Source organism: Chryseobacterium sp. CBo1 (assembly GCF_001693475.1).
Lineage (GTDB): Bacteria > Bacteroidota > Bacteroidia > Flavobacteriales > Weeksellaceae > Chryseobacterium > Chryseobacterium formosense.
Genome location: NZ_MAUH01000070.1, coordinates 134,268 through 150,201, shown reverse-complemented (window position 1 = coordinate 150,201; position 15,934 = coordinate 134,268). Strand labels below are relative to the sequence as shown.

The window sequence follows — 15,934 nt, the reverse complement described above, 5'->3', positions numbered from 1 at the left end:
GCGGAATAACAAAGGCAAGCTGGTTATATTCATTATAAACATAATAAGTATCTGCACTTTGTGTTCCGTCAAGCATTTTTCTTACCAATATCGTTTGTCCCTGTCCATTCTTAAATTCAATGGTTTTGTTGCCGTCTTCATCGGTCGCCGTGTTTTTGTACAGCTGAGCTGTTCCATAGCTTCCGCTGTTACTGATTTCAGAATTCGTTGCATTGTTTACCCATGTTGTTGTCGTGGTAAACCTGATAACTTCTCCTGCAATGTTCGCATCATAATCAAACTTTACAGGTTTCTGGCTCCAGTCATTACCCACCTGAATCTGTTGTTGGATTCGGTCTAATGGCGAGTTTTCTAAAATCTTCTCCGAATAGATCTTTTCTGATCCGTAAACAGCAGGAGTGGAAGCAATATCCAACGGCGCGGTAAAGATGCTTCCATTGGCTGAAAAATCCTGCGGTACAGGTAAATAATCCCTCACCTGTCTTCCGAAGCCGTCATATTCGATATGCGTTACAACATCTCTTTGCAAGGGTGATGCTTTAACATTTACAATCTGCTTTGGTCTGCCCAATCCATCAAAATACTGAACCGTTTCTGCCGTTTTAGATGGTGTAGTGCCATTATAATCCAGAAACGTTTTCGTGTAAACGTAATTTTCTGTAGGACTTAGCTGTGCGTGAGCCGAGCTGTAAAACAATAAAGCTCCTATAGGAATGAGTATTTTTTTCATATCTGTGTTTATTTTTGGTATTGAAAATTAAAGGTTATAGGATTTGATGAATATACAATACTTCCTGAAGTTAGCTTTAAGATTAACTGTCCCGACGTGTTAATATTCATATTCCATACATTTGATCCGTTATTAATGACAACCGTTCTGGTAGATGATGGAGCACAATTAGCAGGAATGGATCCAACATAAACTCCTTGACTCCAATCTAAAGTTGACGTTTGATAAGGAAGAGCAAAAACATATTGAACATTGACTGAATTGGTCACAGGTTTATACACAAAACTAGAAAAATAGTGTGAAATATAATAATTATCTGTTGGGGTAAACTGGCAGACTACATCAGCTGCAGGAGTACAGGTAGCATTTGTATTGGCAAGATTTTGACCTATTGTATTAATCTCATTCATCGCTTTTTGATTTGCATCTGCCAGACTTATATTTGAAGAATATTTAGCTGCAGGAACATTATAATTATACGATCCAGCTATATAATTTGTTGGACAATTGTTACGATACAGTGTTTGATTCATCTCCACATTATAAAAAGTATTAATAGAAATATTTGATTGAGGAGCATAGTTATATTTATATTCTTTCAAAATTTTTCCTTCAATATCTTCAACAGCTTTTAATCTATTAAAACTATCATACTGATAAATTTCTCTGATCCCATTTGGTGGAGTTATAGATTTTACTCCAATTAGAGGCTTATGTGTATATGTTGTGACTCGATAATTACTAAATGCTGCATCTTTTCTCAAATTATCCAAGGCCTGTAACAGATCAGTCTCACTTCCATTATTATTTGTGATTCCTTTAGCATTAGTAAGTAAAGAATTATTATAAATATCTTGATATTTTGCTCCTTCTAATTTTAGAATAGGTTTTGTATCCGTATAACCCCAAATAATAGTTACAGGAATGTTTTCCTTTGTTGTGTACTGCAATACATTTCCCTTATGGTCATATTCATCATATGTTACCTCAGTATATTGCGAATTATTGTTTACGTCATAGGTTTTTACAGATAAAGGAAGTACTAAACTGGAAGAAGTGTTATTAGTGGGATAAACAGTTTCAGTTCTTGATACAATTTTTGTCACACCGTTTTCAGTTTGAGTTATTGAAGTCTCCAAAGGAAGATCAACCATATTTTTATCTAATAATAATTGATTTCCTTTATCCTGAGCATATTGATAACTTATTTTCTGTATAGAATTATCTGCAGAAGTTATCGTCTTAGCCGTGTTTATTAAAGGATATGAAGAACTATTATAATCAAATTCTGTTTTGGTTATGACCTCCTTATTTCCAAAATATTCTGTTATTTTATCTTCTTTTAAAAGGAAAGCATCAGGATGTTTTATGAAAACAGGTGTATAACAGCCACTGCAAGTACCAGGAATATTATCAACACTTATATAGGTGGGAAGTACACCCATCCCTGTTGCATCTGGCTCATACCAACTAGGTTGAGGAATTCTGTTAATGTATTTGTAATCTCCCGGAAATATATTTCTATATAAAATTGTTTTAATTCTGTAATCAAGAAGCATTTGCTGTGTCATTTGAGGAGGATAATTCAAGTGGTAGCTCTTCTCTAATTTTTTAACCATTTGGTTATTATTGTCATATACAATGTGTTTAAGTAATTGACCATTTCTCCAGTCTCTGTTTTCTATAAATTCTCTTTTAACTACATTGCTTTCTAAACTGGCTAAGAAATTATCTCCGGTCATAAAGGGCGGCTCTATGTGATACTCAAAAATTTCTTTTCCTTTGGTATTACCAGCATTATCTACTTTGCTAACTTCAACCCTAGAGTAGCCTACCGATTTGCCCTGAGTGGTTATACCTGTAATTTTAGGAATATCAGAAACTTCCGTCCCTTTTATAAAATATTTTTTTATCAAGCTTCCAGATTCACTGCATGGATAGGTTGCTTTTTTTATGATAGCATCATCTTTAGAAAAAATAGGAGCATCAAATAAAATACCACTAGATGTTGTCTCATCTTCCTTCAAATATTTATATTTAACAGAATTTAAGAATTCTGCATTAGCGTTATATGTTCTCAACTCCTTAATTCTTATTCCTCCCGCATAAAAATTAGCCAGATTACTTTGAGGCTTTTTTTCATCCCATTCTATATAAAAATTTGATGAATAGGGTATAGATAACTGTGTGATATTCCCTAATCCCAATCCGCCCCAATAAACATGTTTAATTGCCACGTATACTTTCTTATTAGGTATAGGTTGATTATTGTATCTATGAAAATATGTTGAAACATTGGTATCCATTACACTATCTTGTATCCAATAAGTTTTGACATTCTGTTCATTGTAATAATATATACTCAATAACGCATGTAAATATGTAGAATTTAAATTATTAGAAAATGTTGAAGCCTTAAAGTTTGAAAAATTATTAATTCTTAACTCAAAGTTTTTATTATAATTACTAAGATCAATTTCTTTTATGTAGGTTTTACTGTAATCATTTGACTCAGAATGTTGAGGAAATCCGGTATAAAGAGTACTACCCTCTACATAGCCAGATACCGTAAAAGAATCATATTTCTTAGTCATATCTGGAAATGCACCGCCATCAAAATAATACTGGTGATCTTCCGGTTTTTTAAAAAAATCACCGGCAATATTAGGTTCATAAATAAATTCACTTATTCCTCCTTCAGGATAAGTAATACTTTTCAAAGAATAGGTGTTTACAGTATTTGGATTGACATTCCTATTGGTTGCGTTAAAACTATTCAAAGATCCAGAAAGCGTTGTTTTCTCCTGAAAGTTTTGAGTATCCATTATTTTAATAGGAACATTAGGATATCCTACATGTGGATTATTATTAAAATATCCCCAATAATCATAGCCTCTTCTTGATTTTCTACCATACATGGAAAAGTTCTCGTAATAATCGAATCGGGTGGTGATACAATTACCATTGACATCACAATCCTGTATAGATAAAAGCTTAAGCCTTTTAGAGAGGTTTTCCGGAGTCTGTGTAGATGTTTCATTAATCGTAAAGTAATCATAATTAAACCTCTTTTCCGAAATAAATTGACCGTAATTATCCTTTATTACAATTTTATCAAGTTTTTTAAGATCGTCAAAATCCAATCTTGATGAATAGAAAAAAGAAATTTTTGCATTTTCAGCGCTAATTTCGGTTAGCAATGCTTCTTCTCCTTCTCTCCAGTCTTCCCCAAAGTAAGGATAAACTCCGGTAGAATATGCTAAATGATTTCCATACCAGAAATCAAGATCTGGGTCCTGCGAATTAGTAGCTCCGGTACAATTATTGTTAATACTACCACTCTGAATACTGTAAGCACTGTGAATGGTTCTCGGACCATTTTCCCATCTTCTGTAATGATTGTTTATATAATTAAAGTAAATATTTCCTCCATTTTGATGAGAAATTCCATTAATCTTCCATGCCACTGTACCATTAAAATGGTTTGTCTGATCAAACCCTACAGTTTCCCTTCCTGTAGCTCCAAATGAATAGGTGATTCCCTTATCATCTTTCACATATAACCTGTTGATACTTTTTGTTTGAGGCGTTGAATAGGCAGTATATTCATAATCGAACTTTAAATTTGAAAAAGGAAACGTTACAAACTTATCTAACTTTGAGTTATAATTAAACTGTCCTGAAAAACCCGGAATAGAAACAGTAAAGTCATCTGGCATGATGTCGGAAGCAGAATGATTCGAAGTATTTGTAATAGCATTCATTCGCAACAACTTATTGTCTAAATCTTGATTTAGAAAATCTTCAACATTGTCATCATGCATCATAATTCCGTGTTCATCAACAAAACCGTTTATCTTTCTGGTTATTGGATCAATGGTATGTATACTCCATCCTAGTCCTACCGGACCTGAGATATCGGATACTAATATACCTCCAGAATGATAATTTAATGTTAATGGTATTTCTAAACTCCCAGATTTGATATTAAAAATAGGAATTGAAATATTAGGCACACCAGTATAATTAGAAACAGGAATTTCCTGATATCTAAGCAAGCTGCTTGTTTCTGGAGCATAAGGAAGCATATTTCTAGGATCTCGAGAATATTGCTGCCCATTCACCTGAATATAAAGAAATGTATATATTAAAAATGTAAATTTTATTATGTGTAAATGTTTTTTTCTCATTGTATTTTATTTTTTAATCAATTTAGCATTCGCAGTTTTCTCAGTATCTGTTTTCACTACAATTAGGTAAGCTCCTTGAATAAGATTCTGCGTATTGATTTTGGTTACTTTATTCTTTGTCTTCAAACTCTGAAGCTGTCTTCCACCCATGTCATACAGCGTAATATCCGCCTCCTTAAACTCGAACCCGATCTCCACATAACAGTAATCACTTACCGGATTAGGATAAATCTTCATATCCTGTTTCTCAATCAGCTGGTCAATCTGACTGTCACCTAATTTCACAATCTTCCAGTTTTCTTTGCCTAATTCTTCGGCACTTGTTCCTGCCAATACAATTGATCCATCCTTATTCATCTTCAGATCAGAAAGCCTTTCCTCCTTCTTCCTCGATTCTCCTTTCACATGCTTTCTCCACTGCTCATTGCCATCATTGTCGATATACAGCATCCAGAAAGTTTCATCATCTGCTTCAATTCTTCCTTCTGCCTGAGTGTATCCGCCCAGTAAAATGCCTTTGGTTGGATTCACTCCTTTCACCCCGCTTCCGGCATCCCGCATCCCGCTTATCACATTCATGCCCATCAAAATATCACGGTTTTTGAAATTATAGGATTTCTGCCACTGTTCATCACCTTTTGTGTTTAAAGAAATTAGCCAAAGATCTGTTCCTTCTTCGATTCCTACCGTTTTATTGCCCGATCTTTCCGATCTCGATTCTCCGCCAATAATATATCCTGAAGAAGTAAACGCCATTGTTCTTACATGATCATCTCCTTTACCTCCGAAATTCTTTTCCCATTCTACCTTTCCGTCTTTACTGAGCTTTACAATCCAGTAATCACCCTCGCCAAAATTTTCAGTAGATTTTGGATAACGGGATACAAGGTTCGGGTTATCGTTATTCGTGCTACTTCCTGTGGAACCCGAACCACTATGCAACCCGAATCTCGAATCACGGATCTCGAAACTCCTCGAATAAATCCCAAGCAAAGCTCCGCCATCGGGAGTAGGAATCATCTTTTCAACTTCGTCAAGACCTTTTCCACCTAATATTGATTCCGATACCACTTTTCCGTTTTTATCCAGTCTTGAAACGATCACATCTTTAGAACCGAAACCATTTGATGAATTCTGAACATTTCTAGCGACCATAAATCCTAAATCTGCCGTCTGAATCACCGATCTTGCTTCTTCATCCTGTGAGGTTCCTAAAGTTTTCTGCCAAAGCTCATCCCCGAATTCATTGATTCTGATTAACCAGATATCCGATCCGCCTTTTGAATCGTCTTTTTTGTCTAAGCCTTTTGAAGAATACGAAGTTCCGGCCAGCAAAAACCCGCCTTCCTGTGTGGAAATTGTCGACGAAAGAAAATCATGGTTCTGTCCTGAGAAATATTTTTCCCAGACTTCTTCGCCCTGTTGATTAAGTTTGACCAAGTGAAAATCGTACCCGTTGTTCTGTTTTGAGGTAGAAGATAAACTTCCAGCACCGGGCTTCCCGCTTCCAGCCTGAATAGAACTTCCTGTAATAAGGTATTGCTGATCTACGGTAGTGGTTACCTGGGAAAGAAAATCCTGTGTCGAGGACTTAATATCTTTCTGCCATACCACTTCCTGAGAATATAATACAGCAGTCGTACATATAAGAAATGTACTCATGTAAAGTTTTTTCATGATTTGTTTTTAATAATATTTTTAAATTTATAGAAATCTTTTAAATCCTAAAAATGATCTAAAGATTAGGGAATAGTCTCTTTTGCATAACGAAAAAATGCGTCTGTTGAAGGTTAATAGTTTTATTCATCTTTGTTCATCATATTTTGTGTTTGGTTTAATTCTGCAAATCTAAATTATTTTAAATTCACTTCAAAATAATTCACTACACTTTTTTATCATAATCTGTTGACTATTAGTTAATAATACAAATATAATCTTGTGCAGCGACAAAACTCGTCGTGTCTGAAATATTTTATATTGAAAAAATAAGGTTGAAAACAGTAAAAAAAGATTGGTGATATTTGAAAAGCACCAATAATGAAGAAATCGGTTATCTTAAAAACAAAAAATCCTCTGAAACAGAAGTTTCAGAGGATTTAAAGTACCCCAGACGGAGGTATTATGAAACCTTTCTTAATTTTTCTTGTTTTTAATTCGTTTATATTCAATAACTTTGATATACAATAGGTTTCTAATTAATTTGTTTTTTCATATTTAATAATTTTAAATGCAAATTAATTCCCCCTTTTGTTCCCCCTTACATTTATTTAAATCTATTTCAACTTATGATAAAGTACAATTTTGAGTTAAGAAAGGACAAAGTAAGTCAAGACGGTTTAATGCCAATTAGGATATTATTCAGAATTGACAGCTCTATAATAAAAAGAAATACTGGATTGAATTGTAAATTAAATGATTGGCAGAACAATCGAGTGAAAGCTAATTCAAAAAAAGATACTTATTATGGCTATGACGAAATAAATGAAAAACTCCAACAGATAGAAACCAAAATTCAAGACATTTCGCTTTATTTCAGAGCAAATAAGCTTGAACCAACAAAGGATTTGTTTATTGAAAAGTTTGATTCAAATGAAAAAGTTGAAGCATCCAGTGAATTCGACTTTTTCAAATGCTTTACACAATATATTGACAAAGGAAAATTGATAAAAACTCCGAACACCATCAAGGGTCAAACTACTGTAAAAAACTATCTGGAATTCTTTTGTAAGGAAAATGGAATTTCGCTTTCTTTTGATAAGATTGATGAAGATTTTTTTGAATCATTAAGAGATTACTCGTACGAAATAAAAAAGATGAAGCAAAATTATTTCGCTAAAGTAATCAAGGTTTTAAAGTCATTTTTAAACTGGGCAACAGAAAAAGGATATAATGCAAACAGGGAGTTCGAGAAATTTAGAGCTGTTGAACACGACATTGACATTGTGTATTTAACATTTGAAGAGTTGATGAAACTATACGAAAAAGATTTTGAAAGCAATCGACTGTCTCACGTTCGGGATTTCTATTGTATGGGATGTTTCACAGGCTTACGGTTTTCTGATCTTTCAAAACTACATTTAGCAAATATTTCTGAAGACCATATAGTTCTTTCTATTCAGAAAACTAAAACACAGAATCACGCTATTAGGCTGAACAAATACGCAAAAGCTATTTTAGAGAAATACAAAGGAACTATCTATGAACCCCTCCCCGTTATCTCTTCTCAAAAATTCAATGAATACATCAAAGATTGTTGTGAATTAGCAGAAATCAAGCAACCATTCACAAGTCATTGGTTTGTGGGTAATAAGAAAAAATCACTCACACAACCCAAATGTAAATTCATAACAAGCCATACAGCAAGAAAAACATTCATTACAAATTCTTTACTATTAGGAATGGAGCCAAAAGCAATAAAGAAAATTGCCAATATTAAGAAAGATGCTGTTCTGGATAAGTATATGAAAGTAACAGAAGCATTCACAGACGAACAAATGGACAAAGCGTGGGGATGATTTCCTTTATATCTTGATTTATTTTTAAATAATCTACATAATCTTTATTTCTGAATTAAACAGAATAAAAGTTAAACTATATTAAAAAGGGCAATTTTTAGTTAAAGTTAGTTAAAAATCCGAGACAACTCAAAAGTCTAATGTGTTATAATTTAGATTAATCTGGATTAAAAAAAATAAAATTTGGGCTAGCTTGCATTAAATTGGATGAATCCAGAAAATATGTAACTATTTGATTAACAGCTACTAAATTGATATTATTGCATTTAAATTTAAACCAATTTAAAATACAATAATATGTCCTTACAACTCTATTCCCATTCCAAAGGAGATTTGGAAAAAGCGGTTGAAATCATTCTTAAGAAGGCAACTGAATTCACGTTGCCCTCTAAAGCAGAACAACAACCGGAAGACCTCATCCCACAGATTGAAGCTGCTAAATTCCTGCACGTTTCTCTTCCCACCATTATTGATTGGAGAAAAAACAAAAACCTACCCTATTACAATTTTAGCGGTCGCTATTACTATTCCAAAAAAGAATTATTAGAATATGGAAAAAATCGAAGAAAGTAAGTGTAACTAATTCTCATTGAAAGTTGCATTTCTTCTTTTGTTTAACCTATCCGTATTTCTGTACGGAAACAAACTCTTTTAAAATGAGCGAAAAAATCCCTTATCTACGAGTAGGAACAACGTACTATAAAACGATTGAAAAACCATTAATCTCCGGAGACAAGATCTCAATTTTGGTGAGATGGAATCGTGAAACTATTATTAGCGACCACGGAAAAATCTACGTTTCAAAAGTTTCAAAGTACGATGGATTCTGCTGTATTCCCTCTCATCTGAATTATGAGCAGATAGTTGACGGATTCTACAATATCTACAATGAGATTCCTTATCAACCAATCGAAGAAAATATTAGTTCTGAAGCTATACTAAACAAAATTCCATACTCACTTAAATTTATGGAACATATTTTCGGAGAGCAATTAGAGCTGGGCTTAGATTACATAAAGATATTGCTTGAATATCCAACACAGATACTCCCTATTCTTTGTCTTGTAAGCAAAGAAAGGTCTACAGGAAAATCTACATTCATAAAATGGCTGAAATCCATTTTTGGACTAAATATGACTTACATCAAGGGAGATTCTTTCAGTAGTCAGTTCAATTCGGATTGGACATCGATGCTTATAGTTGCTATTGATGAAGTATTCTTTGACAAAAAGGAAATTACAGAACGATTAAAATATCTTTCAACGACTGATAAAGACAAGAAGGAGGCAAAAGGAAAAGATCGTGAAGAAGTGGAATTTTTTGGAAAATTCATTCTCTGTTCCAATAATGAAGATAACTTCATTCAGATTGATGAAAATGAGATCCGATTCTGGATTATTAAAGTAAGATCAATCAAAAGCGAGAACACTGAATTCCTCCACAATCTAAACAAGGAGATTCCCTATTTCCTTCGTTACCTAATCCAAAGACCTTTTCACAGCCGTAAGGAGACAAGGATGTGGTTCACTGATTCCCAGATCAGAACAAAAGCCCTTCAGAAATTGGTTTGGAAAAATAACAATAAACTGGAATCTAAGATCATCGAGCTTTTATATGAGTTTTTTGAAAATACAGAAGACAGTAATATTCATTTCGTTCCGCAGGATATTTTCAATATGCTTGGCAAAATGTTCAGCAAACAATATTGGACAGTTAACGATGTCCGGAAACTCTTGAAAGAAAACTGGAAACTCGAACCTCAAAGTAATTCTTTAGCCTATATCAAATACGACCTCGATTATGGTTTAAGTTTTTTCCAACAGAACAAAACAGGTCGGTATTTTACAATAGAAAGGAATTTTATTCTTCAAAGATTTGATGAAATGATGAGTTAGTAGATAATGAAAATAAAATCAATTAGTTACAGCTCATCAAAAGCCTCATCAAACTTTTAAACCTTGATTTTTGATGAGAGGATGATGAGAAGAATATTTCCACTTTGATGAGGTGATGAGACTTTGATGAGAACTTAAATTATTGTTAATCAATTTTTTACAAGGCTTTCTCATCAATTCATCAAAAATTACTCAAAAACAAACTCAGCCACTTTCACCGAGAGTACACAAACTATTTATTACTAAAAAACATTAAAAATTACAATAATGAACTGCAAACAATTTAACAGCATATTGTTGGAAGAAGTCCTCCTTTCTCTCGGACACCTTCCAACGAAACAAAATGAAAAAGAAGCTTGGTATCTCAACCCCTTTGGCAACGAATCCCAAGCCTCTTTTAAAATCAATAAAAGTCTAAACAAATGGTACTTATTTTCAGAAGGAATCGGGGGAAACAATACTGATTTTATGAAGAAGTATCTGAACACTTCAGTAAATGGAGTTTTAATTTGGGCAGAAAATCAAAACTTTTCTTCTTTTCAAAATCAAAATATTCCTGATCAGAAGTTCGAGAACTCCAGTAAAAATTATGAGATACTTGACGTCAATGAAATCCAGCATCCTGCACTTTTGGAATATCTAAGAGAAAGAAAAGTTGGAAATCAAACTCAGTTCTTACACGAAATTTATTACCGAATGAACGATAAAAACTATTTCGGAATTGGTTTCAAGAACGATTCTGGTGGTTACGAAATCCGCAATAAATACTCCAAAATTTGCTTGGGTAAAAAAGATATTTCTACGTTCAAAAATGATTCAAAATCACTAAGAATTTTCGAAGGCTTTTTTGATTTTCTTTCCTTTAAAAATGTGGAAAAATTCTTAGAAAAAGAACCTTCAGATTACATCATTTTAAATTCGGTAGCGATGATTTCCAATATAAAAAAATCTCTTGATCAGTATGAAAATATCGAGCTCTATTTTGATAATGATATAGCAGGAAACCGTGCTGTAGAAATGATTAAAAATGAAAGTAAAAATGCAGAAGATTGTCGGGTTTTATATTCAGATTTTAAAGATTTAAATGAATGGCTAATCAATAAAAATGTGGATTCAAAAGTAGCTTACCGATTAAAGAGATAAGATTTCACCTGCATAAAATAATATAAGGTCATCTGAAAAGCTATGTAAAATAATGCAAGGTTGAGCCTTAATAAAATATTAATATGTAGAATTAGAAACAGGTTGTAAAAATACGGTAGATAGTTAGTGCAAAAAGTACCCAAAGTTTACAATAAGCGTAACCGCTGATTGCAAAATTGGGATTTTTGATTTCTTCCTATCGTCAGAAATGTTTTGAAACACACTAATATAAACACAATGGAAAAAGATTTCTTACAGGAGTTTATCACAAAAGCCGTCGAGGAAAATGAAAAGAAACTTGATGGCGAAAAGAGAAAAAAAACATTTTCAGGAGCTCGGCAGAAAAGGGGGTTTAAAAAAGAAAAACAATAACCATTTAAGCAAAATAATTTCTTTTCGGGTGACGGATTCTGAATATAATGAAAACCAAAAATCTGCTCAAAAACTAAAGCTCAAATTATCCAACTATGCGAGGATGGTGTACATGGAAAAAGAACTTAAAATAAATGAATTTAAAACCGATGAAGTGCTGCTACAATATGGAAATCATTTCATCAGAATTAAAAATTTATTGAGACATCGTGAGTTCTCAGAATTTGAAAACAAGAAGCAAATAATACAGGAAATTGATACCGTCACCAACATGATCTATCATTATCTGTATGAGAAACAAAACAGAGAGAAACCTACTTAATGAAATCTAAAAATGAATAACAGTGCAACGACCAGGAATATCTCAAAGATTGCCATCGAGTACAATGGCAACGATAAAGGAACTGCACAGAGAGTCTATCAAAATAATCTGTTAACCGAAGATCCGGAACACCAATTTAAAGAAATGAAAACCGTTGCCGACAGAAACAAAAATGTGAAGAACTGGGCACTGACCGGATACATTTCTCCTGAAAAATCGATTGGAGATAAACTTTCCAACGACGAACTCACGGAACTTGCGCTGAGAGCATTGAAAAAGATAGGAGTTACCGATAACAACCAGATGATTTTGGATATTCATTCGTCAACGAAACAAAAGCACATTCATTTCATAGTAAATAGGGTTGACATTAATGGAGTCAATACAATAGAAGCTCACAAAATCGGTGAGAACTTCGGAAAGGCGGTTCGTGAAGTCTGTCAGGAAATGAATCTGAAGACAGATATTGAGATTGGCAAGGAAAAGAAAAAAAAGATGCTTGAAGCGTTGATGTCTTCTCTTAAAATTTCCAGAAACTTTGCCGAGCTTATTGATTTTATGAAAAAGTCAGGTTACCGTATAACACTCTATCAAAATGAAAAAGTGGGAATCTCTGGGATGCGAATCGTAAGATTTGAAGATATCAATCATCAAACTGAGCGCGATTATAAGCCGGGTTATAAGCTCTCTGAAATCACCAGTATGTTAAAGATTACAGACATCAAGCAAAAATTACAGGAAAATCAAGAAAGAGCAGGGGATTTCGGTTCAAAGAATATTCAAGTTGGTGTAAGTGAAAATGTTAATATAAATACGTATTTAAACGAACAGAAAAATTCATCCTCGGTTAGCAATCAGCTTGAAAATATGGCAAAGGCATTACTGAAGCCAACTTTCACTGCAGCACAAGATGATGATTTGCTAAAAAAGAAAAAACGAAAATTTAGATAAAAATGGATAACGAAAACAAGCAGCCTGATGGCGTAGCACTACTCAAGAAGGTAATTGAAACTAATGAAGCCACTATTGAACATTATATTATGCTCATGAATTCTCGTGATGATATTATACACATGGATCAGAAAATAGAGCAATCTTTGATTAATCTGAATGCCACTCTTGACAAATCATCTAGAATGCTGGAAGTAGAAGAACAAAAAAGACAAGACTTTCTACTGGCAATCCCCAAGACTATCGAGGCGCACCTTTCAGAAAAAGCAGTCGGGCAGCTGGAGCAGGTGGAAAAAAAATCACCACTCTTCAAGACTGCTACTTACGGAATAATTGGAGCTCTGCTACTTTCGGTTTTAACAACAATTGGAAATGTTTTTTTTGCAAAGCAGTGGTACACCGAGAGCCTTCGCAGTAAAACTGAAATCAGGCAGGATATTCTGGACGAAATTAAAAATAACGGTCAATCCCTTTATCGAGTGGATGACTATAATCAGCTTTACTATAATACTGAACTAATGAACAGGTGGATGAAAAAGAATCCAAAAGATGCAGAAAAGTTTTTAAGGTTTAAAGATGGTTATGAAAGCAGATAGATAAGAGTATTATAGTATTGAAATGATAACTCTTACCAATCTATCATTTTTCATCCAACGGAATTCTGAAAAATAGTTATCCATTTATTTCTTTTCTTCTTTTCAGCATTAGTAATTTATTTGATCTTGGCATTCATCTTTTAAGTTAAAAAAAAGAGCCCACGCCGTTGTATATACACTTAAATATTTAGTGAGTGTCAAGACCTCACCCTACGGGTTTACAAGCACCCTCATTGTTTTTTTTAAGCTATCCGATAATCAATTCGATACCGGCCTTTTCTGCTTTGTATTTTATTTTGGTCTGCAATTCATAATAGCTCCAGTTGCGAAGGACAAATTCCTGTTCTTTTGCAATCCCTATTTTGTCTTCTTGATCTTTAAGAATCAGGGTGCCTGCCTGCTGCCGGATGCAAAAATCAATCAGCATACGGCTGTACAGATGAAGATGATGACTGACAAAACGGTTTTCCAGATTCTCTATTTTGTGCAGTGCCTTCTGTTTCCGTTTGGTTCCATTTCCGGAACGGGAATAAGCGACTCCGGCTCGAATCCTTTTATTACTGGCCTGGATCGCCAACCTGCGGTAGAGGAATTCCTCTTTCGAGCCAATATTCATTCGCACATTATTTGCTTTTACCACGATTGGATGCTCCAGAGACAAAGAAGCTTCTGCAATGATTTCTGGTTTTAAACGGTGGTCTTCCTTTTCAAATTCGAAGACGGCCAGCCAAAAGATTTTACCGTCTTTCAGTTGTACCTGTGAGTTGCACAACTTGATCTCTTCTCTTAAGAGGCGTTCCAGAACCGAATGTTTATCAGAGAAATCTCTCCCTAAATAGGTTCTGACAGGGATTGCAAACATATTGAAGCTGAACGCTTTCTTTTCCGCATCATACTTCATTTTGCTGATGCATTTCACCGGAAGCGGAATTGGAATGTCTTTTTTAAAGTTTCTCAGTGATTGTGATCCCTGCCAATAGTCTGCTTTGTTTTTAGAAAAGGTGGATTGAATTGTATTGTTAAGGCATCCCAGAATGTCGGTGGGGATTTCTCCTTTAAAACGGTCAAAGACCAGGCGTGCTGTGGTGTTTGTTTTAGATCGGTCGAAGATTCCCATTTCATCCTTTTTTTCGTCAGCAAGCTTATATTGGATGTCTTCGGTGAGGTAAAAGAAATCCTTGATCATTTCCTGTACATACAGATGGGAAACAATCAGATTAGCCGCCCGGAAACAGCGGTTCTGATAACGGTAGAGCTTTTCCCACATTTGGCTTTTATCTTCAGATGGAACATCAATCACCAGCTGAATTTTTCGGGTCAGGGTTATCGTAGACTTTTCCATATCAAAGGGGTATTTGAAAATTGTTTTGACTTTGCAGGTGCTGATAGGCATAAAGAAATTCCCGATGAACTTCCTTTTCTGGTAGTTGCAGTTCCTGTGCAATCACCGCAAAAGAGGATTTTTGCTCAAACCTTCTTTTGATAATCTCCAGCTGCTGACTGCTGAGTTGTTCTGACTGCTCTTTTTTAATTGCTGCTTTTTCTTCAGGCTGCTCAAACGAGGTGACTTTAAGAATTTTCCGAAGCTCATCTATGGCTTTGCTCACCTCCATGCTTATGCCTGTCACGCTGTTTCCCATAGCCTCTGCAATGGGTTTGTACTGGAAGCCATATTCCAGGCAAAGTTCTATCAGGTGTTTCCTTTTGGGATTCAGAACGGGTAAGACCTTTCTGATTTCATCAAATTTGTTTTGGTCGGATTCCTGGCCGTGTACATACTCTTGATCTTTCAAAGGGTCATAACCTGCAAGATAATCCTGATAATTCTCAAAACTGTCAAGAGAAGCCATTAAGCGGGTGAATTTATTTCTTGGAGCAGTAACATACGATATACAATCCCTTTTCATCACAAACCGTAAAAATCCTGTAATATGATCAGGCGTTTCAATCGTATTGCGGTGCAGCCACAATTTGAGGAAGGTATCCTGAACAATAGTGTCCACTACAAAATCATCCTTCAGCACTTGCCATCCAACCCAGAAAAGAAGTCTTTTGTAACGTAAATGAATATGATTTAGAGCAATGGGATTGCCGTCTTTCAGCAGTTTGTATAACTGAAAATCAGTCAACTTTCGGGGCAAAGTGTTTGTTGCTTTCATAAGCAGTCTTTTTTTTAGTTACATTATAACTAGAAGGAACTGCTAAGATTCACAGGAAGAA

12 protein-coding genes are annotated in these 15,934 nt (G+C 34.4%); 7 read left to right on the top strand and 5 right to left on the bottom strand.

Annotated elements, in window-relative coordinates; genetic code table 11:
• The 3 genes from BA768_RS20325 to BA768_RS20315 form a co-directional block, all read right to left on the bottom strand.
• A partial coding sequence (locus BA768_RS20325; RefSeq protein WP_228388532.1) for a DUF6443 domain-containing protein occupies nucleotides 1-730 on the bottom strand: 730 nt, incomplete at its 3' end.
• A gap of 8 nt (nucleotides 731-738) precedes the next feature.
• Nucleotides 739-4,920, bottom strand: a complete 4,182-nt coding sequence (locus BA768_RS20320) for a DUF5977 domain-containing protein (protein WP_065722201.1) — start codon at nucleotides 4,918-4,920, stop codon at nucleotides 739-741.
• A 6-nt stretch (nucleotides 4,921-4,926) separates the two neighbouring features.
• Nucleotides 4,927-6,597: a T9SS type A sorting domain-containing protein gene (locus BA768_RS20315; RefSeq protein WP_065722200.1), complete on the bottom strand. Its 1,671-nt coding sequence runs from the start codon at nucleotides 6,595-6,597 to the stop codon at nucleotides 4,927-4,929.
• 608 nt (nucleotides 6,598-7,205) lie between these two features.
• Between BA768_RS20315 and BA768_RS20310 the strand changes: the two genes are divergently transcribed.
• The 7 genes from BA768_RS20310 to BA768_RS20280 all read left to right on the top strand — a co-directional run bounded on the left by BA768_RS20310 (nucleotide 7,206) and on the right by BA768_RS20280 (nucleotide 13,714).
• The gene (locus BA768_RS20310) at nucleotides 7,206-8,435 is read left to right on the top strand and encodes a site-specific integrase (RefSeq protein WP_083206760.1); all 1,230 of its coding nucleotides are present in this window, start codon (nucleotides 7,206-7,208) and stop codon (nucleotides 8,433-8,435) included.
• A gap of 297 nt (nucleotides 8,436-8,732) precedes the next feature.
• Nucleotides 8,733-9,008 (top strand): helix-turn-helix domain-containing protein, encoded by a 276-nt coding sequence (locus BA768_RS20305; RefSeq protein WP_065722199.1) that lies wholly within the window; start codon nucleotides 8,733-8,735, stop codon nucleotides 9,006-9,008.
• 83 nt (nucleotides 9,009-9,091) lie between these two features.
• Nucleotides 9,092-10,330 (top strand): primase-helicase family protein, encoded by a 1,239-nt coding sequence (locus tag BA768_RS20300; RefSeq protein ID WP_065722198.1) that lies wholly within the window; start codon nucleotides 9,092-9,094, stop codon nucleotides 10,328-10,330.
• 267 nt (nucleotides 10,331-10,597) lie between these two features.
• A complete protein-coding gene (locus tag BA768_RS20295; RefSeq protein ID WP_065722197.1) occupies nucleotides 10,598-11,473 on the top strand; it encodes a toprim domain-containing protein in 876 nt (291 codons plus the stop codon).
• 286 nt (nucleotides 11,474-11,759) lie between these two features.
• Nucleotides 11,760-12,167 (top strand): plasmid mobilization protein, encoded by a 408-nt coding sequence (locus BA768_RS20290; RefSeq protein WP_228388531.1) that lies wholly within the window; start codon nucleotides 11,760-11,762, stop codon nucleotides 12,165-12,167.
• A gap of 12 nt (nucleotides 12,168-12,179) precedes the next feature.
• A complete protein-coding gene (locus BA768_RS20285) occupies nucleotides 12,180-13,118 on the top strand; it encodes a relaxase/mobilization nuclease domain-containing protein (protein ID WP_065722196.1) in 939 nt (312 codons plus the stop codon).
• 2 nt (nucleotides 13,119-13,120) lie between these two features.
• Nucleotides 13,121-13,714 (top strand): hypothetical protein, encoded by a 594-nt coding sequence (locus BA768_RS20280; protein WP_065722195.1) that lies wholly within the window; start codon nucleotides 13,121-13,123, stop codon nucleotides 13,712-13,714.
• 247 nt (nucleotides 13,715-13,961) lie between these two features.
• Here the strand turns inward: BA768_RS20280 and BA768_RS20275 are convergent, their stop codons facing one another.
• Together BA768_RS20275 and BA768_RS20270 are read right to left on the bottom strand one after the other, a co-directional pair.
• Nucleotides 13,962-15,056: a hypothetical protein gene (locus BA768_RS20275; protein ID WP_065722194.1), complete on the bottom strand. Its 1,095-nt coding sequence runs from the start codon at nucleotides 15,054-15,056 to the stop codon at nucleotides 13,962-13,964.
• 1 nt (nucleotide 15,057) lies between these two features.
• Entirely contained in the window at nucleotides 15,058-15,873 is an 816-nt protein-coding gene (locus BA768_RS20270) for an RNA polymerase sigma factor (protein WP_065722193.1), read from the bottom strand.
• Nucleotides 15,874-15,934 lie beyond the last annotated feature (61 nt).